32 protein-coding genes are annotated in these 26,337 nt (G+C 62.8%); 7 read left to right on the top strand and 25 right to left on the bottom strand.

Annotation, left to right across the window (positions count from 1 at the left end):
* Nucleotides 1-57: 57 nt before the first annotated feature.
* The 10 genes from LB571_RS20545 to LB571_RS20500 are packed head-to-tail and all read right to left on the bottom strand — an operon-like array spanning nt 58 to nt 9,316.
* Nucleotides 58-474 carry a c-type cytochrome gene (locus LB571_RS20545; protein ID WP_015317831.1) on the bottom strand — a complete coding sequence of 139 codons (417 nt, stop codon included), beginning with the start codon at nt 472-474 and terminating at the stop codon, nt 58-60.
* Complete coding sequence (locus LB571_RS20540; RefSeq protein ID WP_140718218.1) at nt 455-1,333, bottom strand: cytochrome c oxidase assembly protein; 879 nt, start codon at nt 1,331-1,333, stop codon at nt 455-457. The genes LB571_RS20545 and LB571_RS20540 overlap by 20 nt, the downstream gene beginning before the upstream one ends.
* Entirely contained in the window at nt 1,330-1,671 is a 342-nt protein-coding gene (locus LB571_RS20535; protein WP_140720409.1) for a hypothetical protein, read from the bottom strand. The genes LB571_RS20540 and LB571_RS20535 overlap by 4 nt, the downstream gene beginning before the upstream one ends.
* Nucleotides 1,671-2,276 carry a heme-copper oxidase subunit III gene (locus LB571_RS20530; RefSeq protein ID WP_224597487.1) on the bottom strand — a complete coding sequence of 202 codons (606 nt, stop codon included), beginning with the start codon at nt 2,274-2,276 and terminating at the stop codon, nt 1,671-1,673. The genes LB571_RS20535 and LB571_RS20530 overlap by 1 nt, the downstream gene beginning before the upstream one ends.
* The gene (gene ctaD / locus LB571_RS20525) at nt 2,273-4,249 is read right to left on the bottom strand and encodes a cytochrome c oxidase subunit I (protein WP_140619713.1); all 1,977 of its coding nucleotides are present in this window, start codon (nt 4,247-4,249) and stop codon (nt 2,273-2,275) included. The genes LB571_RS20530 and ctaD overlap by 4 nt, the downstream gene beginning before the upstream one ends.
* Nucleotides 4,246-5,259, bottom strand: coding sequence for a cytochrome c oxidase subunit II (coxB, locus tag LB571_RS20520; RefSeq protein WP_224597484.1), 1,014 nt, complete (start codon nt 5,257-5,259; stop codon nt 4,246-4,248). Before coxB ends, ctaD begins: the two co-directional genes overlap by 4 nt.
* A complete protein-coding gene (locus LB571_RS20515; RefSeq protein ID WP_224597480.1) occupies nt 5,256-5,789 on the bottom strand; it encodes a c-type cytochrome in 534 nt (177 codons plus the stop codon). Before LB571_RS20515 ends, coxB begins: the two co-directional genes overlap by 4 nt.
* Entirely contained in the window at nt 5,786-6,655 is an 870-nt protein-coding gene (locus LB571_RS20510; protein WP_224597477.1) for a substrate-binding domain-containing protein, read from the bottom strand. Before LB571_RS20510 ends, LB571_RS20515 begins: the two co-directional genes overlap by 4 nt.
* The gene (locus LB571_RS20505; protein ID WP_224597475.1) at nt 6,636-8,513 is read right to left on the bottom strand and encodes a methanol/ethanol family PQQ-dependent dehydrogenase; all 1,878 of its coding nucleotides are present in this window, start codon (nt 8,511-8,513) and stop codon (nt 6,636-6,638) included. Before LB571_RS20505 ends, LB571_RS20510 begins: the two co-directional genes overlap by 20 nt.
* Entirely contained in the window at nt 8,510-9,316 is an 807-nt protein-coding gene (locus LB571_RS20500) for a heme-binding protein (RefSeq protein WP_224597473.1), read from the bottom strand. Before LB571_RS20500 ends, LB571_RS20505 begins: the two co-directional genes overlap by 4 nt.
* Nucleotides 9,317-9,522: 206 nt before the next feature.
* On the opposite strand from LB571_RS20500, the gene LB571_RS20495 reads away from it, so the two are divergent.
* Together LB571_RS20495 and dusA are read left to right on the top strand one after the other, a co-directional pair.
* Nucleotides 9,523-9,660, top strand: coding sequence for a hypothetical protein (locus LB571_RS20495; protein ID WP_224597469.1), 138 nt, complete (start codon nt 9,523-9,525; stop codon nt 9,658-9,660).
* Between the two features lie 47 nt (nt 9,661-9,707).
* Complete coding sequence (dusA, locus tag LB571_RS20490) at nt 9,708-10,706, top strand: tRNA dihydrouridine(20/20a) synthase DusA (RefSeq protein WP_224597466.1); 999 nt, start codon at nt 9,708-9,710, stop codon at nt 10,704-10,706.
* Nucleotides 10,707-10,708: 2 nt separating this feature from the next.
* On the opposite strand, the gene LB571_RS20485 is transcribed toward dusA, so the two are convergent.
* Together LB571_RS20485 and LB571_RS20480 are read right to left on the bottom strand one after the other, a co-directional pair.
* A complete protein-coding gene (locus LB571_RS20485) occupies nt 10,709-11,413 on the bottom strand; it encodes a TIGR02281 family clan AA aspartic protease (protein WP_015317842.1) in 705 nt (234 codons plus the stop codon).
* A gap of 10 nt (nt 11,414-11,423) precedes the next feature.
* A complete protein-coding gene (locus tag LB571_RS20480; protein ID WP_041163452.1) occupies nt 11,424-11,654 on the bottom strand; it encodes a DUF1289 domain-containing protein in 231 nt (76 codons plus the stop codon).
* 197 nt (nt 11,655-11,851) lie between these two features.
* On the opposite strand from LB571_RS20480, the gene LB571_RS20475 reads away from it, so the two are divergent.
* Entirely contained in the window at nt 11,852-12,850 is a 999-nt protein-coding gene (locus LB571_RS20475; RefSeq protein WP_224597463.1) for a nicotinate-nucleotide--dimethylbenzimidazole phosphoribosyltransferase, read from the top strand.
* A 28-nt stretch (nt 12,851-12,878) separates the two neighbouring features.
* Here the strand turns inward: LB571_RS20475 and LB571_RS20470 are convergent, their stop codons facing one another.
* Complete coding sequence (locus LB571_RS20470) at nt 12,879-14,399, bottom strand: sensor histidine kinase (RefSeq protein ID WP_015317845.1); 1,521 nt, start codon at nt 14,397-14,399, stop codon at nt 12,879-12,881.
* A 76-nt stretch (nt 14,400-14,475) separates the two neighbouring features.
* Between LB571_RS20470 and LB571_RS20465 the strand changes: the two genes are divergently transcribed.
* The 4 genes from LB571_RS20465 to LB571_RS20450 all read left to right on the top strand — a co-directional run bounded on the left by LB571_RS20465 (nt 14,476) and on the right by LB571_RS20450 (nt 16,958).
* Nucleotides 14,476-15,099 (top strand): thermonuclease family protein, encoded by a 624-nt coding sequence (locus LB571_RS20465; RefSeq protein ID WP_015317846.1) that lies wholly within the window; start codon nt 14,476-14,478, stop codon nt 15,097-15,099.
* 33 nt (nt 15,100-15,132) lie between these two features.
* Entirely contained in the window at nt 15,133-15,744 is a 612-nt protein-coding gene (locus LB571_RS20460; RefSeq protein ID WP_140664545.1) for a glutathione S-transferase, read from the top strand.
* The gene (locus tag LB571_RS20455; RefSeq protein WP_140720426.1) at nt 15,684-16,358 is read left to right on the top strand and encodes a uracil-DNA glycosylase family protein; all 675 of its coding nucleotides are present in this window, start codon (nt 15,684-15,686) and stop codon (nt 16,356-16,358) included. Before LB571_RS20460 ends, LB571_RS20455 begins: the two co-directional genes overlap by 61 nt.
* Nucleotides 16,359-16,466: 108 nt before the next feature.
* Nucleotides 16,467-16,958 carry an Lrp/AsnC family transcriptional regulator gene (locus LB571_RS20450; RefSeq protein ID WP_015317849.1) on the top strand — a complete coding sequence of 164 codons (492 nt, stop codon included), beginning with the start codon at nt 16,467-16,469 and terminating at the stop codon, nt 16,956-16,958.
* 9 nt (nt 16,959-16,967) lie between these two features.
* On the opposite strand, the gene LB571_RS20445 is transcribed toward LB571_RS20450, so the two are convergent.
* The 12 genes from LB571_RS20445 to moaA all read right to left on the bottom strand — a co-directional run bounded on the left by LB571_RS20445 (nt 16,968) and on the right by moaA (nt 26,190).
* The gene (locus tag LB571_RS20445) at nt 16,968-17,531 is read right to left on the bottom strand and encodes a DUF3299 domain-containing protein (protein ID WP_224597460.1); all 564 of its coding nucleotides are present in this window, start codon (nt 17,529-17,531) and stop codon (nt 16,968-16,970) included.
* A gap of 103 nt (nt 17,532-17,634) precedes the next feature.
* Complete coding sequence (locus tag LB571_RS20440) at nt 17,635-18,339, bottom strand: DNA alkylation repair protein (protein ID WP_224597457.1); 705 nt, start codon at nt 18,337-18,339, stop codon at nt 17,635-17,637.
* A 5-nt stretch (nt 18,340-18,344) separates the two neighbouring features.
* Nucleotides 18,345-19,214, bottom strand: coding sequence for an NAD(P)-dependent oxidoreductase (locus tag LB571_RS20435; protein ID WP_140664534.1), 870 nt, complete (start codon nt 19,212-19,214; stop codon nt 18,345-18,347).
* A gap of 113 nt (nt 19,215-19,327) precedes the next feature.
* Nucleotides 19,328-20,152, bottom strand: a complete 825-nt coding sequence (locus LB571_RS20430; RefSeq protein WP_224597454.1) for an ABC transporter permease — start codon at nt 20,150-20,152, stop codon at nt 19,328-19,330.
* Entirely contained in the window at nt 20,149-20,865 is a 717-nt protein-coding gene (locus LB571_RS20425; protein WP_015317854.1) for an ABC transporter permease, read from the bottom strand. The genes LB571_RS20430 and LB571_RS20425 overlap by 4 nt, the downstream gene beginning before the upstream one ends.
* Before the next feature lie 74 nt (nt 20,866-20,939).
* Nucleotides 20,940-21,725 carry an ABC transporter substrate-binding protein gene (locus LB571_RS20420; protein WP_015317855.1) on the bottom strand — a complete coding sequence of 262 codons (786 nt, stop codon included), beginning with the start codon at nt 21,723-21,725 and terminating at the stop codon, nt 20,940-20,942.
* A 159-nt stretch (nt 21,726-21,884) separates the two neighbouring features.
* On the bottom strand, nt 21,885-22,394 hold the full coding sequence (gene mobB / locus LB571_RS20415) for a molybdopterin-guanine dinucleotide biosynthesis protein B (protein ID WP_140619683.1): 510 nt from the start codon (nt 22,392-22,394) through the stop codon (nt 21,885-21,887).
* Entirely contained in the window at nt 22,391-23,017 is a 627-nt protein-coding gene (mobA, locus tag LB571_RS20410; RefSeq protein WP_140790821.1) for a molybdenum cofactor guanylyltransferase MobA, read from the bottom strand. Before mobA ends, mobB begins: the two co-directional genes overlap by 4 nt.
* 53 nt (nt 23,018-23,070) lie before the next feature.
* The gene (locus LB571_RS20405) at nt 23,071-23,991 is read right to left on the bottom strand and encodes a DMT family transporter (RefSeq protein WP_140619722.1); all 921 of its coding nucleotides are present in this window, start codon (nt 23,989-23,991) and stop codon (nt 23,071-23,073) included.
* 178 nt (nt 23,992-24,169) lie between these two features.
* Nucleotides 24,170-24,529 (bottom strand): hypothetical protein, encoded by a 360-nt coding sequence (locus LB571_RS20400; protein WP_015317859.1) that lies wholly within the window; start codon nt 24,527-24,529, stop codon nt 24,170-24,172.
* Nucleotides 24,530-24,665: 136 nt separating this feature from the next.
* Nucleotides 24,666-25,139, bottom strand: coding sequence for a hypothetical protein (locus LB571_RS20395; RefSeq protein ID WP_224597451.1), 474 nt, complete (start codon nt 25,137-25,139; stop codon nt 24,666-24,668).
* 55 nt (nt 25,140-25,194) lie between these two features.
* Nucleotides 25,195-26,190, bottom strand: a complete 996-nt coding sequence (gene moaA, locus LB571_RS20390) for a GTP 3',8-cyclase MoaA (protein ID WP_224597449.1) — start codon at nt 26,188-26,190, stop codon at nt 25,195-25,197.
* Between the last annotated feature and the right edge of the window lie 147 nt (nt 26,191-26,337).

Genomic DNA, 26,337 nt, shown 5'->3' with positions numbered 1-26,337 from the left:
GTGGTCGGCTACGACCCCGGCCGCGGCCTGTGGTCCCGGCGCGGCGGCGAGGGCTGATCATTTCAGGGCGTAGAGGTAGGCAGCGATATCACGCGCCTGCTGCTCTGTGATCCCCGTCGATGGCATTGCCGTGTGCGGATTGATCTCCCTGGCCGCTCGTATCCAGCGGATCAGGTTCTCCGGATTGTTCGCCAGCACGCCGGCGATAAAGACCCGGTCGGCAAGGCTGGAATCGAGGCGCGGACCAACCTGGCCTTGTGCCCCCGGCACGCCGGGGATCGTATGGCATCCAGAGCAGCCGTTCGCGATCATGATCGGAATGGCGCGCGCTTCCAAGCCGCCGGTCGCCATGTCCGATTCGTGGCGAACACGATCGCGCCGGTCGGACCACAAGGTCGCTGCGGCGACTGCCGCGGTCAGCAGCAGGATCGCGGCGAGCGCGCCGCCCACCATCCTAGCCAGGCCGGAGCGCATGGCTTGCCTCCCTGATTCCGCTCTTACTTATCCAAAGGCCGGCAAGCAGCAAGGCGGCTCCGCCATAGATCAGGCCAGCCGGAACCCACATCACCAGTCCGGCGAGCTGCTGGTCCTCGATCGGGGTTAGACCCCAGAGCGCCGCGCCGGCGGCATTCTGCGGGTACCAGAGTCTGGGCGACAACAGCAGCAGCACGCCGAGCAGACCAGTGTGCAGTGACGTGAAGAAGAGATGCATGACCGCGCTGCCATAGGCCTGCTGGCGGCCGGAACGCGGCAGAATCCCCCACCAGAACAGCAGGGCTGTGCCGAGGAAGCTCGCATGCTGGGCGTAGTGCAGCACGCCCTGCTGAAGCGCTGCCTCGAACAGGACGGGAACGTGCCAGATCCAGATCGCGATGCCGTGGATGGCGGTTGCGTTGAGGGGGCGGCTGGCAACGGTCCAGATCGCACGAAGAGTCCTGCCGTGCGTGAGCCTTCCCGTCCCTCGGCGAAGTCCGGTCGGCAATGCCCATATCAGGGCTGCGCCGGGGCAGGCGGCGACAAGGAGTGGCGCCGCTACCGCCATCAGCAGTTCATGCTCGATCATGTGGGCGGCAAACACCCGTTCGCCAAGCGCATGGATCGGGCTGACCAGCGCTCCGGTCAGCACGCCCCAGCCGGCGGTGAACAACAGAACTTGCCGCGTCCGCTCGGAGCGGCCCCGGCTGCTGCGGCGCCATAGCCGGCTCGCTCCGAGCGCATAGATGAGCGCGATTGCGGCCAAAGGGAGCGTGATGGGAAACGCAAGCGTCCATCCCGCTTCGGGCGCGCCGGCGCCATAGCAGATCGAGGTTGAGAAGAAGGCCTCGAAGCTCATCGCAGGCACTCGTCGAGAATGAGTGCGGCGCTGCCCTGCATGACGATGACGAGGGCAAAAAGCAAAGCCGCAAGAATGCCGAGATCGGCGACGAATTTCTCGGTGCCGCGCGTGCGCTCCGGCTTGAAAGCCGCGCCCCCTTGCCGCCGTGCCCGCCAAGAAAGCATGCCGCCGAGAAGTGAAAGGAAGGCCAGCAGCAATGCGATCGGAAGCACGACCGGAACCTGGCGATTGCACTGCCACGGAACAAGCGCGTAGTTCAGCTGCGTCGAGATTGCCCAAGCCAAAGGCCCCGACAAAAGACCACCCCAGGACATTCCCAACCGCAGCGCGCGCATCAGCCTAGCCTCGGTACCCAGTAGATGAGCAGGTAGATCGGGATCCAGGTGAGCACCACGAAATCCCAGTAAAAGACGTTGTCGCCCACATCGCCGAAGCGCCGGCCGCTATACCCATGGCGTGTGAACATCAGCACCGTCAGCACGATCGTGTCGCCCACGTCGGTGATCAGATGCGTGGTGTGCAGTCCAAGCAGCACCCAAAGCATCGAGCCGTATGCGTTTGTGTCCCAATAGATATTCAATGCCGGGAACTCGAACCAGCGCACCACGAGCGGGGCGACACCGAACAGCGACATCACGACCATGCCGATCCGCACCGGTACGATGGCGCAATGCTCGGCGTAGCGATTGAGGATGTGGTTTGGCACCAGGCTGGCGATCAGCAACAGGGTGACGATCGTTCCCGGCCAATGGTTAGGTTCCGGGGCGCTCAGACGCCAGTTGGGCCATGACATCGCCAGATAGAGATAGGCGCCGGCCGCCAGCGCGAAGCCCGTCCCTTCCAATGCCATGAAGCCGAGCGTGCCCCACCAGGTTGGGCTGCGCGGACCATGGCCAAACGTAGGGAGGGCGGAAAGGTCGGTGACGGGCCGCTGGTTCATTCCTCGTCCTCCGGATCGCCCTTGGGCCAGAACCAGCCGAGCAGCGTGAGCGCGATCGGCATGGCGCCCCAGACGATCGCCCACGGCGTGAAGATCGAGTAGAGGAACGTGCCGCCCACGGCGATCGCCGCCAGCAGCGGCCAGATCGACGGCGTCGCCGATTTCTCGCGGATGTCGGGGTAGGCCTCCGCCACCGTCGAGATGAGCAACTCGCGGACATCGACGCGGAGTCCAGTTGCGACGGGAAGCGCCTCTCGTTCGGCCCACAGCGGCTCGACATTCGTCACGATCGGAATGCGCGAGAAATTGTAACTTGGAGGCGGGGACGACGTGGCCCATTCCAGGGTGCCGGCATCCCAGGGGTTATCGCCGGCCGGAGCCCCTTTCAATGCGCCATGTATCAGGTTGAAGGTGAACAGCACGAAGCTTAGGAAGAACAGCACCGCGCCGGCGCTGATGAACAGGTTGATGTTGCCCCAGCCAAGCTCCGCCGGATAGGTGTAGACCCTGCGCGGCATGCCCCACAGGCCGACAAGATGCATCGGGAAGAAGGCCGCGTTGAAGCCGATGAAGGCCAGGCCGAAATGCCAACGTCCGAGACGTTCGCTCATCATGCGCCCAGTGATCTTGGGGAACCAGAAATAGGCCGCGCCCAGCAGCGGGAATACCGATCCGCCGATCAGCACATAGTGGAAGTGGGCGACGACGAAGTAGGTGTCGTGCACCTGAAGGTCGAGCGGCACCGAGGCGAGCATGACGCCGGTTAGCCCGCCGATGACGAAGATGAAGAAGAAGCCGAAGACGAACAGCAGCGGCGTGCGGATCACCGGTCTGCCATCCCACAAGGTCGCCAGCCAGCAGAAGATCTGCACGCCATTGGGGATGGCGATCAGCATGCTGGACGCCGTGAAGAAGCTCGCCCCGAGCTTCGGCAATCCTGTTGCAAACATATGATGCACCCAGAGGCCGAACGACAGGAAACCCACCGCGATCAGCGACAGGACCAGCCCTAAATGGCCGAACGTCGGTCGCCGGGCAAAAGCGGGAATGATGGAGGAGACCATGCCCGTCGCCGGCAGGAAGATGATGTAGACCTCGGGATGACCGAAGAACCAGAACAGATGCTGAAACAGCAGGGCGTCGCCGCCCTCCGCGGGGTTGAAAATGTGGGTTCCGACAAGCCGGTCGAGAATGAGGAAGGTCGAGGTGATCATGACCGCCGGCATCGCGAAGACGACGACGAAGGAAGTGACCAGCAGTGCCCACACATAAAGCGGTATCTTGTCCAGCGACATGCCGGGCGCGCGTTGCTTGAACACGGTGACGATGGTGGCGACGGCGACCGCAAGCGACGACACTTCGGTATAGGTGATCATTTGCGCCCAGACGTCAGCGCGCTTGCCAGGAGAGAATTCCGGTCCGGATAGGGGCACATAGGCGAACCAGCCGACGTCCGGCGCCATGTTGAGGAGGAATGAGATCCAGGCAAAGGCCCCGCCCGAGACGTAGATCCAGTAGCCGAATGCATTGAGCCGCGGGAAGGCGATGTTACGGGTGCCGACCATCAGCGGCACCAGATAGATTCCCGTTGCCTGAACGATGGGCACAGCGAACAGGAACATCATGGTGACGCCATGCATCGTGAACAGCTGGTTGTAGAGGTCCGGCCCGATCAGCCCGCGCTGCGGCCCGGAGAGTTGGATTCGCATGGCGACCGCGTTCAGCCCGCCAAGGCACAGGAAGATGAAGGCCGTGATCAGATAGCGCCTTGCGATGACCTTGTGGTCGACGCTCGACAATGCTCCGATGATGCCGGGCGGCGTGCGCCATGCCCGCGTGAGCCAGTGGTGCAGGCTGGCATCGTCCATGCCGGTATCGCGCGGTCCGTCATGCTCGGGAGCCAGGTCGCCCTTGGTGGCGGTCTCGCGTTTCGGCGGCAGGTCGCGTTCGCTGATCAGATCCGCGCTGCTCATTTCAGACCCTCAAGGTAGGCGACGATGGCGTTGAGTTCGTCGCCGTTGAGCTCCACCACAGGCATGTGGGAACCGGGCTTCACGCCTTGGGGGTCCGCTATCCAGGCAGCGATATTGCCTCGGCTCATCGTCAACGTGCCGGCGGCGAGCGTGCGCCGGCTGGCAATATGCGTCAGATCCGGCGCGACGGTTCCTCCCGCTGGAGTGCCCCCGATCCTGTGGCACATCACGCAGGGACGCTTGAGGAACAGGTCCTCGCCAGCCTTGGCCTCGTCGCTCGCCGGAGGGCCAGACGGCTGCAACTGGTCGTTCCACCAAGCGTCGAACTTTTCCTTCGGCTCAGCGATGATGAAGGTACCCATGTTCGCATGCTGCGCACCGCAGAACTCGGCGCACTGGCCGCGATATACGCCAGGCTTGTCGGCCTTGATGTCGAGCACATTGATATGGCCGGGGATGAGGTCGAGCTTGCCGGAAAGGCTCGGCACCCAGAAGGAATGGATCACGTCCGTCGATGTCAGCAGAAGCCGTACGGGCTCCCCGGCGGGGATGTGGATCTCGTTCGCCGTGGTCAGGATACGGCTCGGCGTGGCGTCTTCATAGCGCACTTCCCACCACCATTGGTGGCCCGTGACGCGAATGGTGAGCGCGGCGTCGGAGCCGATCGCCGCAAGCGTCCTGTTGGCGAAGAAGCTCAGCAAGGTCAGTCCGACCACGATCACTGCGGTCAGCCCGACGCCGATCACGACAACGCGCAACTTTCGATGGTCGGCGCCGGCGTCGAGCACGAGCGGCTCGGCGCCGTCCCGCGACCGCATCATCAACGGCGTGGCAAGAGCGATCATCACCAGGACCCAGATCACCGCGCAAAGCGCGGTGAAAAACCAGATGAGCCATGCCAGCTCACTGGCAGCTGGCCCTTTCGGGTCGAGCGCTGATTGCCATCCCGCGCATCCCTGCAGAAACAAGACGCAGGCCGTGCCGAACCCGGTCGACGCAAGGCGCTTCACGGTGATTTCCCCAGCGTGGCTGCATCTGGCATGCGGTTTTCCGACGGATGCGGCATCATGTCGTCATTGCGTTGCGGCGCGGCGGACGAGGGTGCGTTGCCACTCAGCGAGCGAACGAAGGCGGCAAGCTCCCAAATCTGGTCATCGGGTATCTTGTCGCGGAAGCTCGGCATGCCTTTTGGCCGCCCATCGCGGATGGTGGCGTGGATGCTTTCGATCGAACTGCCGTAAAGCCATTTCTGGTCCATCAAGGCCGGCCCCATGCCGCCGCCGCCATTGGCATGACAGCCCGAACAGTTGAACCAGCTGAACAGGCGCTTGCCCTCGCTGAGGTGGAAGGCATTAGCCTCGAAGCTGGCTGCCTTGTTGTCGCTGGCCGAAGGCCGCTGTCCACCGGGTTCCAATGTCGTCACAGGCATCGGCTGCTCGCCCGATCCGAGCGAGGATTGCGGGCGCGTGTCGCGCTCCTCGCGCTGGCACGCCGTAAGCGCTAGGATCGCGAACAGGAGCATGGCGCCGCCGTGCTTCATCGCACTGGGCTCCCCGGGCCATCGAGGCGCGGCACGCCATATTGCGACAGCAATGCGTCGATCTCGGCCTTGTGCCTGGCGAGCGCGCCGTTCACATCGCCACGCAGCGCATCGTCCTCGCGCCGAACGCCCATCGAGATGTCGTAGATCATGGGCAATTGTGGTCCGTCGATACGAGGCGTGACGGGCGTGACGCGGAGGGGCACTTTCTGCTTGGCGGCGAAGTAGCCGGCGAGCGGGCCCCAGACGACGGCAAGATCGATGTCGCCGGTCGCCACCGCTTCGACGATGCGCGCCGGAGGGTTGGGTGCGGAGTAGTCCCCATAGACGGGATAGCCGACGAGATGCCCGACGATGCCGCGGCGGCCGAGCGCCTGGACGGGAGGCGAATTGACCCCGTCGTCGCCGATGAGTTGCACGCCGATCCGCATGGCGCGCAGCCGCGGATCGTTGAAGGACGCCACATCCGGAGCGTCCTGGCGGGTGACGAAAACATAGGACGACCGATAGTAGGGCGTGGTGGTGCGCAGCATTTCGAGATTGGCCGGCGTGCCGGGCACGAGATCGCAAAGGCCGGCCTTCAGCGTGTTGCGCACGAAGCCCCGGCGCTGTGCCCACCAAGTGTAGGTCAGTTTGGCGCCGAGATCGGCGGCCACGATCTCAGCGATCCTGTTCTCGAAGCCCTGACCGGCGGCGTTGGAGAAGGGCATGTTGTTCGGGTCGGCGCAGACCCTCAGTTCACGCACATTCGCTGTCGCCGGCAAGAGCAGCAAGGCGAGGGCGGCCATGCCGGTTGCCATCCGCTGGAGCGCCTTTCGCACCTGGCGCGAGGGCCGCTCGAGTGCCTCAGGGCAGCCGGAACACATAGAGCGTGCCTCCCGCCGTTGTCGCGTCCTTGAGATCCTTCATCGCGTTGACGAAACCGAGGGCAGCGGTGGCGTCGCGCGGATCGAGATCGCCGGACACGATGGCGCCGGCCCAGCCGCCTACACCCGACAGGATCGCCACATATTGGTGTCCGTCGGGGCCGCGATATGTGATGGGCTGGCCGATGATGCCGGACGACGTCTTGAACTGCCAAAGCAACTCGCCGGTCTTGGCGCTGACCGCCTTGAACCAACCCTCCATGGTTCCGTAGAAGACGACATCGCCGGCGGTCACGACCGCGCCGCTCCACACCGGGAAGTTCTCCTTGAGGCTCCAGGCGGGCTTCTCCGCGGCGATGTCCCAAGCGGTGAAGGCGCCCCGGTTCCCACCAGGCCCGGGGATCATGCGCACGTTCATGCCGACATAGGGCGTGCCGGCGATGTAGTTCACCTCGACGCCTTCTTCGTCCATGCACAGATTGTTATGCGGGATGTAGAGCAGCCCGGTCTTCGGCGAAAAGGCGGAAGGCTGCCAGTCCTTGAGCCCCGATGCGGTCGGGCAGATGTCGCGGACGACCTTGCCGGTACCGGTCTTCTTGTCCGGGTTTTCGACCAGACGGCCGCTGTCGAGGTCGACACCCTTGCTGGAATTGACGGGACCGTAGGGTTTCGCGGACAGCACTTCGCCGGTGGTCCGGTCGAGAATGTAGAGATAGCCGTTGCGCTCGGGCCGGACCAGCACCTTGCGCGGCTTGCCCTGCCAGTTCATGTCGAGCAGGACCTGCTCATTGATCCCGTCATAGTCATGGAGGTCATGCGGGCTCCACTGGTAGAACCATTTCGCCGCTCCGGTATCAGGGTCGCGGGCGAAAATCCCTGACGTCCATTTGTTGTCGCCGGGCCGCAGATCCGGGTTCCACGGTCCGGGGTTGCCGGTGCCGTGGAAGATCAGGTTGAGATCCGGGTCGTAGGAAATCCAGCCCCACATGTTGCCGCCGCCGATTTTCCAGGCTTCCGGCGGCCATGTCGTGACGCCAAGGTCCTTGCCCTTGTCCATGTCGTAATGCGGCTTGAAATCGGGGCCGATCAGCACGTCCTTGTCCGGTCCGGTGCCGTAGGCCGTCCAGACGACATGACCGTCGCCGGCGTCAAGCGCCTTGACCCAGCCGCGGACGCCCATCTCGCCGCCTGAATTGCCGACCAGCACTTTGCCTTTCACCACCAACGGCGCCATGGTGATGGTCTCGCCTATGTTGATGTTGCCGATATGGGAGTTCCAGATCGGCTGACCGGTGTTCGCATCGAGTGCGATGGTGTGACCGTCCAGTGTGTTGAAGAAGATGCGCCCGTCCGCGAAAGCCGCGCCGCGATTCACGACGTCGCAACAGGCAACCCCTTGCGCCGCGGGTTCGGGATTGGGTTCGAACTTCCATTTCATCGGCGCGCCTGGCTTGGTGAGGTCGAGCGCGTAGACCATGTTGGGGAAGGGGGTCACGATGTACATAGTGCCGCCGACGACCAGCGGCGCCGCTTCCTGGCCTTTGTTGACGCCGGTGGAGAAGGTGAAGGCCACCTGCAGGTTCTTGACATTGCCTTCGTTGATTTCCGTGAGCTCACTGTAGCGGGTCGACGCGTAGTTCTTGGCCGGCATCGTCCATTGCCCATCGTCGCGCGGTGCGGCGGAAGCAGGCGGCGAGATCGCCGACGGTGGCGGAGCTTCGGAAGCGCCCGTCAGCAGAGGAGTGCAAGCCAGCAGCAACCCCGCAAGGAAGCTCTGGAGACGTTTTCTAGCTGCCGCCGGTCGGTTCGTGCGTACCGCGTCGACGCAGGGTGTTGCACACCGCGCTGCTTGCTTCATTTCGGTGTCGCGCCTCCGACGCCTGAACCGATTTCCGCTGCGATGTCGGCCTCGGTGCCCGAGCATAGCGGGTGACCCCAGCCGGAGGCGCTTTTTCCGCCGGGATCGAGATCATAGATGATGGCATCCTTACGGTTGGGATTGACGCCTGCCGGGACCTTGTCGAGGCCGAGAGCCGCGCGAACGCGCCAGGCGACATTGTGGTCGGCGCAAGAGGAATCGCCACTGACGCCAAGCGCGCCGACGATCGTTTTGCCGTCGTAAAGGGCCAAGCCCCCGCCAAACACGACGACGCCGCCGATAGGCTTGCCGACCAACGGATCGTTGGCGCTGCCGAAGGTTTTGGGATCGCCCGCATAAGCCGCGGCTTGGTTGACGGGGTTGGTCGCCTGCAGCCCGAAGAGCGGCCCACCCGGTTGCACGCCAGCGTAGAGATTGGCCGTCGACAGGGCCATTTGAGCCAGGCTGAGACCGTTGGCGGTGTTGGCTTTCTCCGCTGCGACGAGCCGACTGCCCGGCCATTGCGAATCGACTGCGGGGCCGCTGAACGCAATCGCGCAGACAGTGCCATCGCGGGCAACGATCGCGCCCCATTCGTTGGTTTCAAAGCCGCCATTCGCTGGTCCGCCGCTTGCCTTCACATTGGCTTTGAGGACTGTAAGCAGCTTATCGTGATCGGCCGGACAAGCCTGCTGCGCCATGGCCCTGTCATCGTGGAGCAGGTCGCCCATCAGCAACAGCAAACCAAAGGCAGATACGAAAAGCTGACAGCGATACATTGTCTTGGGCATTCGTTCGAACATCAAAGAGAACCCTGGCAGATCGTGGAACGCGAGCAGGCGTCGTGCCTAACTCGCACAATGCTTCTATGTTCCTGCTTTGGAAAAATTCGTGCAGTTGGATTTGAAGGCTGGTGTTCAGCCATGCTGTCCGTGTCATCCCAAGCCTCCTTTGGCTGGCGATAGAACCGACAACTAATGTGCTGCCTAATCCGGACAACTCATGTCATGTGCTTACGACACAGATCGGAGAGGGACTTGCCTACATCGCACATGTCGTCGATATGAAGGTCGATGAATTCACCGAAGGGCTTCAGGCGCGCTATACGGGACTTTGTCAGCGTCTCACCATGATCGACTTGGCGTAAATTCGTGTGCACTCGGCAGGTTCTAACGATTTGATGTTAAAGAAAAAATGCTGAAAAATCAAGATCATAGAGTGGCCGTGGCCCCCATGATGGACTGGACGGACCGGCATTGCCGGTTCTTCCATCGCCAGATGACGACACATGCGCTGCTTTATACCGAAATGGTTGTGGCCGACGCGGTTATCCACGGCGCGCGCGAGCGGCTGCTTGGCTTCGATGAGGTGGAACATCCCGTCGCTCTGCAACTTGGCGGCTCCGATCCGGCAAAACTTGCCGAAGCGGCGCGCGTTGGCGAAGCCTTTGGTTATGACGAGATCAATCTCAATGTCGGCTGCCCGTCCGACCGCGTCCAGTCGGGCACGTTCGGCGCTTGCCTGATGAAAGTACCCGACCTCGTCGCAACCTGCATCGCGGCGATGAAGGCGGCGGTGACGGTGCCAGTCACGGTCAAGTGCCGCATCGGCGTCGACGAACAGGATCCGGAGCCGGCGCTCGATGCGCTGGCGAATGGGGTTTTCGATGCCGGCGCCGATGCCTTGTGGGTGCATGCTCGCAAGGCCTGGCTGGAAGGGCTGAGCCCCAGGGAAAATCGCGACATCCCGCCGCTAGACTATAACAGGGTTTATCGGTTGAAGGCTGGAAAACAAAGCAAATTCATAGGTATCAATGGCGGTATTCAGTCTCTTGGCGAGGTGCGGCTGCATCTCGATCATGTCGACGGAGCCATGCTCGGCCGCGCCGCGTACCACACACCAGGCATTCTGGCCGGCGTTGACGCCGCCTTCTACGGTGCACGGTCGGAAGCGTTCGATTTCGCGGCACTGATCGATGCTATGGCGGAGTATGCGGCGCGCCATATCGAACAGGGCGGCCGGCTCGGCCATGTCACCCGCCATATGGTCGGGCTGTTTCATGGGCTGCCCGGCGCGCGCCGCTATCGTCAGATCCTGTCCACCGACGCAACCCGACCCGGGGCCGGGGCTGACGTGCTGAAGACTGCTTTCGCGGCTGTCGAACTCGGTGGAGCGACCGCCGAAGCGGCCTGAGCTCAGTCCCTGAGGATCATCCGGTCGCCGCGCACGTCGAAGCCCGACAGCGAACCGATGAAGTTCATGCCGAGCAGGCTTTGGCTCAGCATGCCGGGGGCGGCGATCATCACCGGCATATCCTTGCGCACGATGCCGCCGATCGCCAGTTCGTCGGTTTTGACCGCCGCGGCGCGCGCCATGCCATTGGCGGTCGAAACCGGTATCGTGTAGTTGAGCGCCGCGGGATTGAAGCCTGCGGCCTGGGCGTCCTCCGAAGTCAGAACCGTGCTGGTGGCGCCGGTGTCGACAACGGCGCGAACCGGGTTGCCGTTGACCAGGATGCGCGCTTCGAAATGGCCATTGTCGGCCTTGTCCAAGGTCACGGTGGCGTGGCCGTCTTCGACACCGAGCGCCAGCGGGCTGCCGGGAACAAGGCCGGCGGTCACCCGGCTGGCGACGTCCTGCAGCTCGTAGCGATATTGATAGCCGGCGATCAGCGCGAGCACGATAGCCGCCCAGGCGCCGAGATTGCGGGCCATTACTCCCAGCGGAGCGGACCGCAGCAAGCCGGCGCCGATAAGGGCGCCGAAAGCCCCAAGCCAGATCAGCCGGCCAAAATCGTAATTCTCGACGCCGAACGTGCTGCCGGCGGAATCGTTGAGCATGAGCAGGGCTGCCCCTACACCGATCACCGCCATCACAACCCAGAACAGCCGGCTGCTCACTCGTCCCTCGCTAGAGTGCGTCGCGTTCGCGTGCCATGCGGGTGCGGCGCGTTTCCCGGCGCGGCCGGCGCTCGACGGTTTCGAGCCGGGCTGGCAGTTCGGCCATCACGCTGCGGCGCGTCTCGGGCGTCATCCCTATCCAGGCGCCGATCTCCTCGCGCGTGCGGCCGCAACCGAAGCAGAAGCCGGTTTTCATATCGATCGAACAGACCAGGATGCAGGGAGATTCGATGGCCGTCATGACTTTCTCTCGAGGGACCCGTTCGGAATCCGCTCTTTCATCTCCACATGGTGCAACGGCAAAGCCAATGCAAGCCCTCCCGATCGCGCCTTCCGTGGCTGCCTTTGCGGCAAATCAGGAAGGACGATCGAGGAGGTTGTGCCGGTCACGCAAGACAGCTATTCCGCTCCTCTGCTCCAGCAACGATTGTTCGCGACATGACCAGTGCACTGCCTTTCGACGATTTCCGCGACCTGCTCGGCAATCTGCCATTGGCCGACCTCAAAGCTGAAGCGCGCGTGCGCACACTGTTTGCCAAGGCCGACAAGCCTGAGAATTCGCTTGGTCGCGTCGAGGACATCGCCGCATGGCTCGCAGCCTGGAGCGGTCGCGCTCCGCCTGCCGTGACCAGGCCCCTGATGGCTGTCTTTGCCGGCAACCATGGCGTTGCCAGGCAAGGCATTTCGCCGAGGCCCGTGGCGGCGACCGCTAACGCGGTCGAGCTTTGCGCGGCCGGCGGTGCGGCGATCAACCAGATCTGCATTGCCAACGACCTCGGTCTGAAAGTGTTCGATCTTGCCCTGCACATCCCGACCGGCGACATCACCGAGGACGCGGCGCTCGATGAGCGCGGTTGCGCCGCCACCATGGCCTTCGGCATGGAGGCGATTGCCGGCGGCACCGACCTGCTTTGCCTCGGCGATTTCGGTGTCGGCAATTCCACCGTCGCCGCCGCCCTGCTCGCCGCGCTTTTGGGGGGCAGGGGTGCCGACTGGGTTGGCCCGGGATCCGGTGCCGACGCGGCGATGCGGGCTCGCAAGGCAGAGGTGGTCGATGCGGCGCTGGCCTTTCACGGCCGCCATCTAGAAGATCCGCTTGAGGCGCTGCGCCGGGTGGGCGGCCGCGAGTTCGCGGCGATAGCCGGCGCAATCCTTGCCGCGCGGACGCAGCGAATACCGGTACTGCTCGATGGATTCGCGGCAACGGCAGCCGCGGCGGTGCTGCATGCAGCGAACCCCGCAGCCCTTGATCATTGTCTTCTCGCCAGCCTGTCGCCGGAGTTCGCGCATGCAAGGGCGGCCGAGCACCTCGGGCTGCGTCCGCTGCTCGATCTGGGGATCGGCCACGGCGAAGGGGCGGGAGCCGCTCTGGCGGCTGGGCTGGTCAAGGCGGCGGCACTGACCAGTTCGGGCATGGCGGCGGCTGTGCGGGGTTGACCACGCGGCACCAGCGTTTACGGGGTCCTTACCGCCGTCGCGCGGCCACCGCCGCGGTCGGCAGCGCCGGCAGTTCTTCCATCACCCGGCTCAGCGGGAAAATAGCGATCGCCTCGGTGCCTTCGCGCAGCTTGGAATGAAGCTCGAACTCGCCGCCATGCATGGCGAGCAGCCCTTGGACGATCGGCAGGCCAAGCCCGGTGCCTTGCTCGGCGCTCTTGATGGCGATCGAACCCTGGCCGAAGGCTGAAAGCACGACCGGAATCTCGTCCTCGGGAATGCCCGGACCGTTGTCCTTGATCGAAATGTATTGTCCGCCGCCCGCCGTCCAGCCGACCCGGACGCGGATTTCGCCGCCGGTGGCGGTGAACTTGATGGCATTGGACAGAAGGTTGAGCGTGATCTGGCGCACGGCGCGCTCGTCGGCGAACAGCCGCGGCAATGTCTGTTCGAAATCCTGGATGACGCGGATGTCCTTGTTGCGCGCCTTCAACTCCATCATGTGGCAGCAATCCTCGACGATGTTGAGCAACATGACCGGCTCCTCGTTGAGCTGGTAGCGGCCGGCCTCGATGCGCGATAGGTCGAGGATCTCGTTGATCAGGTCGAGCAGATGCTGGCCTGAGTCATGCACGTCGTGGGCGTAGTCACGATAGGTGGGATTGCTCATCGGCCCGAGGACTTCGTTCGCCATCACCTCGGAAAAGCCGAGAATGGCGTTGAGCGGCGTGCGCAATTCGTGGCTCATCGAAGCGAGGAAACGCGATTTTGCCAGGTTGGCGTCCTCAGCCCGCCGCCGCGCCTCGTCCGACATCGACTTCGCCGTCTCCACTTCGGCGATCAGCGCGTCCTTTTCGGAGCGGAACGACAACAGCAGCAGGGAGAAGCGATTGAGGTGACTGGCAATATAGGCGAAGAAAGGCAGCGACAGGACAAGCAACGCGGCCATGATGGCCTCGACCGGCATCCACGACTTGGTCGCGGCATAGGCGTAGAGCGCCACTGGAACCGCGAAGGTCGCCAGCAGTGCTCCGCCCAGGGACGAGGCCATGAGCGCCGTCCCTGCCATGGCAAACAGCAGCACCACCGCCTTGACCGCCTGGAACTGGTCGACCTCGCAGGCCCCGCAGCCCAGCCAGACGAACCAGGCCCAGCCCAGACCACAAAGGAAATGGCCGACCAGGAATTCCCTTCGCGTTTGCAAGGCGTTAAGTTCGGAAGCTTCCGTGCGCTCGATGCGCCGCGCCATGAAAACGACGATCGTATAAGAGGTCAGCGTAAACAACGCCCAGAGCCCGATCTCATTGCCGACACCGGCCAGACGACCGGCCGCGGCGATCGCCAGGACGAGCATCGGGATGACGACGGCACCGCTGGTCATCGCCTGGGCATGGAGCTTCAGCAGCTCGCGGTCGAAATCGAGATTGCCGGCCTGCTGCGAAAGACGGTCGCGCGTCTTGCGCACCGCGCGCGCGACATCGCTGTTGCGATGCCGTTTCCTGCGGTCCACAATGAACTTGTCCGCCGTGTTCGAGCGTTGCAAGGGCATCAAAAGCTTCAATTTATGCGCGCAGCGATTTCAAGGTGTTAAGCTACGTTCGAATGATTAACCAACCGTTTGCCATATGAGCCGTTCGTGGTCGCCAAGGTCGCGCCCGAGGTACGCGGCAGCGCGCCCGAGAAGTCCGTGGCGAAAGCTGCTGGATTACGGGCTGACCGTCATCATTCTGGGGCTGCTGATCCTGCTTGCGGCGCGTCTCGATCGAGTGGAGACACGCAAGACGCAAGGTATAGCCATCATCAATGACGGCGATTCGATCACGCTCGGCACCGAGCGCATCCGCATGCGCGGCATCGACGCCCCGGAATACACCCAGACTTGCCACAAGAACGGCGCCGATTATGCCTGTGGCACGCTGGCGCGCCAGTCGCTGGTGCGGCTGATCGCAGGCAGGCCGGTCACCTGCAGCGGCTGGCAGCGCGACCGCTATGGCCGGTTGCTCGGCGACTGCAAGGCCGGCGGCACCGACCTAAACCGCGCCCAAGTCGAGGCCGGCTGGGCCGTTGCCTACGGCGCTTTCGAAGGCGAGGAAGCGACGGCCCGCGCGGCCAGGGTTGGCATCTGGGCGGGCACGTTCGACCTGCCACAGGACTGGCGCGACAGTCATCACGGCGAGGTCGTCGAGCGAAAACATGGCACACTGGCGTCGATCGGCGACGCGGCGCGCGAGATCTTTCGCTTCTGGTGAAGCGTGTCTGGCGGAAGGAAGAGGAGGATCGAAATGAAGCTGTTCGACGGCGGCCGGGCACCCAACCCTCGGCGGGTTCGGGTTTTTCTCGCCGAGAAGGGGATCGCGGTTCCGTTGGTGCCCGTTGACATGGGCGCGCTGGAACACAAGCAGCAGCCAATAAGCTCGCGCAACCCGCTGCGGCGCCTGCCGGTGCTGGAACTCGATGATGGCACCATCCTCACCGAATCCGTCGCCATCTGCCGCTATTTCGAGGAACTCCATCCCGAGCCGGCATTGTTCGGAAACGGCGCGCTTGGCAAGGCGCAGGTCGAGATGTGGCAGAGGCGAATGGAATTCAACCTGCTCAGCAGCGTCACGCAGGCTTTCCGCCATGTCCATCCCGCCATGAAGGAATGGGAAATTCCGCAGGTCCCCGAATGGGGTGAGGCCAACAAGCCGAAGGCGGTGGAGTTTCTCATGCTGCTCGATGCTGAACTCGGCAGCCGTGAATTCGTCGCCGGCGACAGCTATTCCATTGCCGACATCACAGGGCTGATCGCAATCGACTTCATGAAGCCGGCACGCATCAAGGTGCCAGAGGAATGCACCAATGTGTCGCGTTGGCATCAGGCAATCTCCAGCCGGCCGAGTGCCGCTGCTTGAGCGTGGAACTGGACAGCTTCGCCACGACGGTCCGCGCTTGCCGCATCTGCGCGGACAATCCCATCGGCAAGCCGCTGCCGCATGAGCCGCGTCCGGTGCTACGACCCTCTTCCAGCGCCCGCATCCTGATCGCCAGCCAAGCACCCGGAACCAAGGTGCATCTGTCGGGCATGCCCTTCACCGATGCTTCGGGCGACCGTTTGCGGACTTGGCTTGATGTGACAAGCGACGAATTCTACGACATCGAGAAATTTGCCATCGTGCCGATGGGCTTCTGCTTTCCGGGACAGGACGCCAAGGGCGGCGACCTGCCGCCGAGGCGCGAATGCGCCCCGGCCTGGCGGGCGCCCTTGATGGCGCTGATGCCGAGGATCGACCTGGTGCTGACGATCGGCATCTACGCGCAGACCTGGCATATGGGCGCGGCGCGGCGCGCCTCGCTGACGGAAACGGTGATGGACTGGCGCGCCATCTGGGAGAATTCCGTCGGCCCCAAAGTGCTGCCGCTGCCACATCCATCCTGGCGCAACACAGGCTGGTTGAAGCAGAATCCGTGGTTTGAAATGGATTTGCTGCCTTTCCTGCGCTCGGAAATCCGCTATCGCCTCGGTTAGGCATTGAGCAAGAAAACACTCGCTTTCGACGCAAGCGGCAGAATTTTTTTCTTGTGAATGGCCCAAATAAAAGGGAATATAGCGAAACTATTCCACCAGGAGCCTCCGATGGATCGCCTCGACCGAAAAATTCTCCGCCTGCTGCAGGAGGACGCGACGCTCGCGGTCGCCGACGTCGCCAAGAAAGTCGGCCTCTCGACCACGCCGTGCTGGCGACGCATCCAGAAGCTGGAGGAGGAGGGCGTCATCAAACGGCGCGTCGCCATTCTCGACCACGAGAAGGTCAATGTGCGGGTCACCGTCTTCGTGTCGATCCGCACCAATTCGCATAGTCATGAATGGCTGCGCCGGTTTTCCGAGGTTATCCAGGAATTTCCCGAGGTGGTCGAATTCTATCGCATGAGTGGCGACGTCGATTACCTCTTGCGCGTCGTGGTGCCCGACATCGCCGCCTACGACGCCTTCTACAAACGGCTGATCGCCAAGATCGAGATCCGGGACGTGTCGTCGTCCTTCGCCATGGAGCAGATCAAGTACACGACGGAAATCCCGCTCGACTATATGCTGCTGGACAAGGAGTCGGGCGCGAACGCGGCCTGAGCCCGCCGTTCAATTCTTCTTCTTGTTGAGGAAGCTCCAGGGCGAGTTCACCGGCAACACAACGGAGTCCGGAACCGTGTCGACGCCCACGACATCTGCCTTGCGCACGGTGTAGCCGGACTGGATGACGCTGACGCCGTCGAGAATGAACAGTTGGCTCTTCTCCATGTCCGGCTTCAGGGCGCCGGTGACGGCAACCGTTTGGTAGGCCTCGGACATCTTGTAGGGACGGGCTGGTGTGACCAGCACGATCTGGTTGGGCGGAGGCGTCGGCATGTGGCTGCACGCACCCGTCCATGGCACCAGCAGGAACTGATAAACGAGATCTCCGTCGCGATCGACCGGCAATGCATAGCCGGCTAATTGTATGGTCTTGTCGTGCAGGGCGACCGAGAGTGTCTCGCCATGATCCGGCAGTTTCGCCGCGATCATCGGCAAGCCGGCGTCTTCGGCGATGGCCTGGGTCGCCGGGCGCAGATCCTTCCAGAAGATGTACGTGGTCTCGGCCGAAGCGCCCGCGGTGGAGAGTGCAAGCGCGGCCGCAAGCGCCAGGATCGCTTTGAAATGGTTCATGGTCGCATCCTTTGCGGGCGAGTAAAGACGCCGCTGTCGGTGGCGTCAATGCTCGAGCCGCGTCACATGTCGGCGAGAACCGGCTGCGGCAATCCCCGCCTTGTCAGGTCTTTCTGGTGGCGAGGCGTTCGTGGGTTTTGGCATGCGAGAGTTCTTTCACCGCATCCTTGCCGATCCAGCGCGCCGTCCTGTTCGCGGAGTTGGCAAGTTCCTGCGCCAGGGCAAGGGCAGGGCCATGCAAACCCACCGACCGTTTGCCGATTTGCCGCAGCGCCCAGTTGACCGCTTTCCTGACGAAATTGCGCTCGTCGCGGGAATGAGCCTCGACTAGCGGCAGGTAGGACAGAAACGTCGCGTCCGGCTCCTTTTTCAAATGCACTGACGCCCATGCCAGCATCGCGAAGGCCGTGCGGCGGACGAATTCGCGCTCGTCGGCGGCAAACTCCTCGACCAGCTGGCGCCAGAACGGCGTGTCCACGAACAGATCCGAGACGGTGTCGACGATCTCCCAGGAGTCGAAATCGCCGGCCCAGCGGCGGCACTCTTCAATGGTGATCTTTTTCGGCTCGCCGGTGAAGGCCGCCATCAGCCGTGCTTCGCGAACGCCGCTGTCCCACAGCGCCAGGGATCGCTCGTGGTTGCGTTTCAGCTTGCGCGCCAAAGGCCGCAAATCCGCATTGGCGACACCGAGCGCGGTCGCGGTGTTGATACCGAACCGCCCCATGCCGGCGCGGGTTTCCTCGGTTCCGATCGAGCGCAGATGGGCGACGATGTCCTGCGCGGTCCAGCCTGGAACGGGCAGGGACACTGCGCCTACTTCTCCAGCCGCGCCAGCAGCGAGGACGTGTCCCAGCGCTTGCCGCCCATCGCCTGCACGTCCTTGTAGAACTGGTCGACCAGCGCGGTCACCGGCAGCCTGGCGCCATTGCGATCGGCCTCTTCAAGGCAGATGCCGAGATCCTTGCGCATCCAGTCGACGGCGAAACCGAAGTCATATTTGCCGGCATTCATGGTCTTGTGCCGGTTTTCCATCTGCCAGGAACCGGCCGCGCCCTTGGAAATCACCTCGATGACCTTCTCAATGTCGAGACCTGCCTTCTTGCCGAAATGGATGCCTTCCGAAAGCCCCTGCACCAGCCCGGCGATACAGATCTGGTTGATCATCTTGGTGAGCTGCCCGGCGCCCGCCGATCCCATCAGTCCAACCATGCGGGCAAAAGCGTCGATAACTGGCCTGGCCCTGTCGAAGGCGGCCTCATCGCCGCCGACCATGACAGTCAGCACGCCGTTCTCGGCGCCCGCCTGGCCACCGGAGACGGGCGCGTCGAGAAATGAGAAGCCGCCCGATTGCGCGGCTTCGGCCAGTTCGCGCGCGACTTCAGCCGAAGCCGTGGTGTTGTCGATGAAGACCGAGCCTTTCTTCATCGCCTTGAAAGCGCCCGCGGGGCCTGTAGTCACCGAGCGCAAGTCGTCATCGTTGCCGACACAGGAAAAAACGAAATCCTTGCCCTCGGCGGCCTGGGCCGGCGTCGCGGCAAAGCCGCCGCCATGTTGGGCGACCCACTGCTCAGCTTTGGCTTGGGTGCGGTTGTAGACGGTCACGTCGTGGCCACCCTTGTTCTTCAGGTGTCCGGCCATGGGATAGCCCATGACGCCAAGACCGAGAAATGCCACCGATGCCATGCCTTGTCCTTCCGACGGAAAAGAGATTTCAGCTGCGGAAGCTCTATGCCATGCGACGAATTCGTCAAGGCGCGCGCTGCGGCATCGACTGGCACAGGCCGATCCGGAGCGGCTCAGCGATTGAGGTGGATCGTGATCCTGCGCTCGATCCATTCGACGCCATGGCGCAGGATTTCGACCATCACCAGATAGACGATGGCGACCCAGACATAGGCCTGGAAATCGAAGGATTTGGCGTAGGCAAGCTTCGCATTGCCCATCAGGTCATAGACCGTGATGATGGCGACGATGGCCGAGGCCTTGATCATCAGAACCAGTTCATTGCCGTAGGGCCGCAAGGCCACGATGAACGCCTGCGGCAGGATGACCTTGCGCAGCGTCTGCAGCTTGTGCAGGCCGAGCGAGGCAGCACCTTCCCATTGGCCCCTGGGAACACTCTCGATGGCGCCGCGGAGGATTTCGGCCTGGTAGGCCGCGGTGTTGAGCGCAAAGGCGAACACCCCGCAGTTGAAGGCCTCGCGGAAGAACCACCACAGCCCGATGGACTCGAGCTGCAGCCGGAAAGAACCCAAGCCATAGTAAACGAGGTAGACTTGGACGAGCAGCGGTGTGCCTCGAAAGAAATAGACATAGCAATAGGCAAGGCCAGACAAGAACCGGTTCTTCGATATGCGGCCATAGGTGACGGGCAGCGAAAAGATCGCGCCGGCCACCATCGAGATCGCCACGAGCGACAGCGTGGTCCACAGTCCCTGCAGATAGGCGGGTGCATATCTGGCAAAGAACTCGCCATTCCAGGCGTAGGCGAGATAGGCGAGGATACCGAGGCCGAAGAGGATCCAGAGGCCGACGAGTGCGTAACCGACGATGCGGGTGCGCGGCCAGCCGCGTGCCCGCGGCGGCGGGCGGTCGACCGAGATCGCTTCCGTGACGCTCATCGTGCCTCCCTCCGCCCCAGCGAGCGCAAGATGAACCCGGTTGCGATCGAGGACAGGATCGCCAGGACGAGGAAAACCAGTGCGGCGACGCTGTAGAACAGGAAGGAATGCTTGGTGACACGTGCCGCCACGCCGGCATTGCGCAGGGTTTCAGCGAGGTTGACGACCGAGACGAGGGCGGTGTCCTTGAGCAGGCTCAGCCAGCAATTCTCAAGGCCGGGAAAGGCGATGCGCAGCAGCTGCGGCAGGATCACCTTGCGCATGGTAAGCCATTTCGACAGGCCGATTGCATAGCCGCCTTCATACTGGCCCTTCGGAATGGCGCGAAAGGCGGAGAGGAATACCTCGCTGGCGTAGGAAGAAAAGATCAGCGACAGCACGATCATGCCGGCGATGAAGCTGTCGACATCGATCGTTGCCTCGGGCTTGAAGAGGCGGATGACGTATTGCAGCAAGATGGGCATGCCGAAGAAGAACAGGAACAGCGTCACCAATTCCGGCAGGCCGCGAAACATGGTGGTGTAGATGTTGGCGGCCAGCCGCAGCGACGGTTCTTCGGACTGCTTGGCCCAGGCTACGAAAAAGCCGATCGTCAGGCCGATCGGCAGCGTTGCAAGCGCGAGCGCGATGGTGACCAACGCACCATAGGCAATATCGTCACTCCAGCCCTCCGGTCCCCAACTGAGCAGTGTCCATATGCTTTGGACTGGCATTGACTGGCCTTACCCCACGGCGCTCCCGAGATGAACAAGGCGGCAGGGAAACCCCGCCGCCTTGGCAATGATGATCAGGACTCGGCGCCGTAGACGTCGAACTTGAAGTACTTGTCGTTGATTTCCTTGTATTTTCCGTTGGCGCGGATGGCGTCGATGGCGGAATTCAGCTTGTTGACCAGGTCGGTATCGCCCTTTCGAACGGCGATGCCGGCGCCAGGTCCGAAAATTTCGACAGGTTGCGGCGAGGGCTGGCCGAGAATCTTGCAGCAGGCGCCTTCAGGCGAATCCAGAAACTGCTGCAGCACGACAATATCGTCCTCGATGGCGTCGAGACGGCCATTGGCGAGGTCAGCCTGTTCCTCGGGGCTGCTCGGATAGCCCTTAATGGTGCTGTCCGTGTAGGTCTTCGAGGCATAGTTGAAATGGGTGGTGGTGGTGGCGACGCCGATATTCTTTCCGGCGAGGTCTTCCTTGGTCACTCCCTTGAGCGGCGAATCCTTCGGCACGGCGATCGCCGACGGGGTGTTGTAGTATTTGTGCGAGAAGTCGACCTTCTGCTGCCTCTCCGGCGTGATCGACATCGAGGCCACGATGGCGTCGAACTTGCCGGCCTGAAGTGCGGGGATGATGCCGTCCCAATCCTGGGCGACGAAGGTGCACTTGACCTTCATCTCATCGCAAAGTGCCTTGGCGATGTCGATGTCGAAGCCGACAAGCTGGCCATCGGCGGTGAGGTTGTTGAAGGGGGGGTAGGCGCCTTCGGTGCCGATCCGCAGGGTCTTCTCCTGGGCCTGGGCTACGCCGAGCGTCAGCAGCGCAGCCGATGCGGCGAGCGCGATACGCAGTGCAATACGCATGATAGTCCTCTCTTTATGGTCCCGGCCGTCGTTCCGAAACGGCTCTGTGGGGCGGTGCTTTTTGACCGCCCGCTAGGCCGATACTCCCACTCTTTCCAAGAAAAAAGCAACCGCAAAACCGCCGAAATCGGTAATGGGCTTCTACCGTTACGTTACTTCTCAAGCAACGAGGCCGGTCGTACGCTCGATGAAGTCGGCTATGGATTTTGCGTCATCGAGGTCGAACACCGGCAGGCTCTGGTCGGCGATGGCGAAATCCGCGGCGACGGCGACAATATTGGGATCATCCACCGCAAGCGGCGTCCGGTCCTTCGCTTCCAGCCGCCTCGTTTCGATCTTACGGTGGGATTCGCGCTTGTAGCCTTCGACCAGCACGATGTCGCAGGGGGCGAGCCGCGACAGGATGGCGTCCAGCGGCGGCTCCTGCTCGCCACGCAATTCGTGCATCAGCGCCCAGCGACTGCCCGATACGATCGCAACCTCGGTAGCACCCGCCTGCCGGTGGCGGAAGCTGTCGGCGCCGGGCTTGTCGATGTCGAAATGATGATGAGCATGTTTGACCGTCGAGACTTTCCAGCCGCGCCGCACAAGCTCCGCGACCAGCCTTTCCGTCAGTGTGGTCTTGCCGGAGTTTTTCCAGCCGGTGATGCCGAAGATGCGTCTGTTCATGGCGACATGCTCTGCAACAGCTGTTCAGCCTGGGCAAGATCGTCCGGCACATTGATGTTGAAGAAAGGATCGATTCCGGCGGATTGCGGGACAGGGAATTCCACGTCGACATGGCCGTGTTGTTCGATAAAGGTCGAAACGCGCCTGTTGTCCTCATCGACCAGGAAATGCCGCAAGGCTTCGCGGCATCCGGTTGGCCACAGCGCGAAGGTCGGATGCCGCCGGCCCGCCGAAGAGGCGACGGCGATCGAACCGGGGTGTTGATGCGCCGCCGCCGCAAGACGATCAACGAGATCCGGCGGCAGGAAAGGCGTGTCGCCGGCCGCTGTGACGATCGCCCTGCAAGGCGTGCCGGCGGCGGCCCATTCCAGGCCGGTCAGGATTCCGGCAAGCGGCCCGGCAAAGCCTTCGATGGTATCGGCAAGCACCGGCAGCCCGAACCGGGCGAACCGCGCCGGATCGCCATTGGCGCTGAGCGCCAGGGTCTCGAGCTGCGGGCCAAATCGCGACAGCACCTGGTCGAGCACGCAGCCGCCGCCCAGCGGCAACAACGCCTTGTCGCCACCGCCCATCCGCCTCGACTGGCCACCTGCCAGGATGAGCCCAGCAATATCCCGCTTCATGCTATCCAGCCTGTACGCCAGCCGCGGAAATCGCAAGCGGCTTCAAGGGGGTGCTAGAGTCCTTCCGGCGCCATGGCCGGGCCGGTGCTTTCGGCGACGATCTTTCGCCGGCCGACCATCCGCTCGCGATAAAGCGTATAGAGACCCGAGCCAACAACTATTGCCGCGCCGCCAATCATCGGCACGTCCGGTATGTCACCGAAAATAATCAAGCCAAGCAGTATCGACCAGAGGAGCGCCGTGTAGCGGAACGGGGCGATGAAGGAGATCTCACCCGATCGCATCGCCATGATGATGAATTGGTAGCCGATGAGCACCAGCACCGCGGCCAGCGCCAGCAGCGCCGTGCTTTTGCCGGTCATCGGTGTCCAGCCACCCATCGGCGTCAACAAAAACGCACCGACTACGGTCATGGCCAGCGCGGTGGCGGTCGAGACCAGCATCGTCGGGATGGCCTGGGGGATGCGCTTGGTGGCAAGGTCCCGCACCGTGCAGCAGGCGACGGATGCCAGCGCCACCAGCGAGTAAATGCTGAAGCCCTCGAAACCCGGCCGCACGATGATGATGACCCCGGCAAACCCGATGGCGATCGCCAGCCAGCGCCGCCAGCCGACCGCTTCACCGAAAAACAGCGCCGCGCCCATCGTCACCGCCAGCGGCAGCGCTTGCAGAACGGCCGAAACGCTGCCGATCGGCAAATGGGCGAGCGCGACCAGGAAGGACACCGTAGCGCCCGCCTCGCCCAGGACACGGACCGCCACCAGCGGCTGCAGCATCAGGCGCGGCTGAAAAAGTGCGCCACGTTGCCAAGCCAGCAGACCGACGAACAGCGAGGCGAACGCCCCTCTGATCAACATGACCTGCGCCATGTTCATCGACTCAGAAGAGTATTTGGTGATGGCGTCGTTGAGCGTGAAGCCAACCATCGCTACCACCATGAACAACGCGCCGCGAAGATTTGGGGAAAGGGGCAAGACATCTACCGGTTGCTTTGGCAAGCAAGGCTGTAACAGCCCGCCACGAGACAGCAACGGCAAAGGGCTGGGCCAGGACCCGATATCCATCTTCGCCGGCGTGAAACCATCCCGGACGAGGTATGAATTCTGTCGGAAGGCGGCAACGCCTCCCGACACGGTGCGGACGAGGGATTGTCTACTTCTTGGGTGACAGCACCTCGGTGCCGTTCCCCTCCTTGCCGGCGATGGTCCACAGACCATGCAGCGACCCGTCATCCTCGACCTTGTAGACGACGAGGCCGATATCCTTGCCCATTTCGTAGCCAGCGGAGAATGCGTTGTCGTTGCGCATGCAGATGCCATCGGAAGAAGAACCGCCGGTCTCCCAGTGGATCGTGCAGGTGGTGCCGCTGGTCAGCGTGATGGTGGCTTCGCCGCCATAGGACGAACCATCGAAATTGGTGCCGGCAACGGTGTAAGTGCCGCCGATCGACTGGGCAGCCGCCGGCAGGGCAGCCAAGCCGAGCAAGGCGAAAGCGAGAAGAAGTTTGCGCATGATGTAATCCCCCGAAAATGCGATGAATCGCTACGGAACGGAGGGTAGGCGGGAAACCATGACCAGTAAATCAGACCGACATTTGCCGACAGAGATTTGTTTGCGGTGTGGCTAAAATACTCTTGGCTCGAACGGTTCATGGCCCCTTGAGGCTGCCAGCGATGGCGCCGACCAGCGGGTCATATTTCGATTTCAGCGCCGGCGGATAGTCGATCCAGATCGTGCGGATGACGCCATCCCCGCCAAACAGCCGCCGCTCGTAAAAAATCTTTCCGTCCTTCACGCCCGACAGGACCGCCCGATCCTTGCCGGCCTTGCCGTAGGTGACCTTGTAGCCAGGCTCCTTGCTCGCCTTTTCGCCGACGACAAAGTCTTTCGGCGTCTCATGGTCAATGTTGAGGATGCCGGAGCATGTCAGGCTGGCGCCGTCCGCGCTCAGCCATACCTGACCGTCGCCATTCTCAGGCTCGGGCTGGCGATCGGTGAAGATATCGTCGGGGAAGGTGCAAACGGTGCCGAAGCGCTCGTTCACGTAGGTGGATTGCGCGGCAAACGCGGTATTCGCCGAGACCGCGGCAAGAGATATGACGATTGAGTAGAGCCGTCGCATGCCTTGCCCCGAAGCCGATGATTGCACGGCATTCTCGCACGGACAGGCGACGAGGTCAGCCGCCGGTGACACTCATATGCCGAGACACCGACGGACGGCTGGTGCGGCGGTCGATGATGAAGTCATGGCCCTTCGGCTTGCGGCCGATGGCTTCGTCTATAGCGTCGGCAACCAGTTCATTGCCTTCGGAGGCACGCAACGGGCCACGCAGGTCGGCCGCGTCTTCCTGGCCAAGGCACATATAGAGCGTGCCCGTGCAAGTCAGCCTGACCCGGTTGCAGCTTTCGCAGAAATTATGCGTCATCGGGGTGATAAAGCCGAGTTTTCCGCCGGTCTCGGCGACTTGGACATAGCGGGCCGGGCCACCGGTCTTGAACGGAATGTCGGTCAGCGTGAACTGGCGCTCGAGTGATGCGCGCAGCAGCGACAGCGGCAAGTACTGGTCGGTGCGATCGGCGTCGATTTCGCCCATCGGCATGGTTTCGATGACGGTAAGGTCCATGCCGCGACCATGCGCCCAGCGCATCATTTCGGGCAGCTCGGCGTCGTTGAAATCCTTCAGCGCCACCGCGTTGAGCTTGACTTTCAATCCAGCCGCCTGGGCGGCATCAATGCCCGCCATGACCTTGCCGAGATGACCCCAGCGGGTGATGGCGTGGAACTTGTCGGCATCGAGCGTATCGAGCGAAACATTGATGCGCTTGACGCCGCAATCGGCGAGTTCCGCGGCGAAGCGCGAAAGCTGCGAACCGTTGGTGGTCAGCGTCAGTTCTTCCAGTGCGCCGCTGTCAAGGTGCCGGGAAAGCTGGCGCACCAGATGCATGATGTTCTTGCGCACCAGCGGCTCACCGCCGGTGAGGCGCAACCGTTTGACACCCTTTTCAATGAACACGGTGCAGAGCCGGTCGAGTTCTTCCAGCGACAGCAGGTCTTTCTTGGGCAGGAAGGCCATATCCTCGGCCATGCAATAGGTGCAGCGGAAATCGCAGCGGTCGGTAACCGACACTCTGAGATAGCTGATCGTGCGACCGAAGGGGTCGATCATGTTCATGTTCGAGCGTTTCCGTGGCCGTTAACGGCGCCGTTATATACAGCTATGTGATACGATCCAGCCCGCCATTCAAGATAGCCGACCTCGATCTTTGGTAACATTCCGCGACCGACATTGCGTGTCGGCACGATCCCATACCTTTTCGCT

The organism is Mesorhizobium sp. BR1-1-4, assembly GCF_020165375.1.
Classification (GTDB): domain Bacteria; phylum Pseudomonadota; class Alphaproteobacteria; order Rhizobiales; family Rhizobiaceae; genus Mesorhizobium; species Mesorhizobium australicum.
This window is presented reverse-complemented; position numbering and strand designations above follow the sequence as displayed.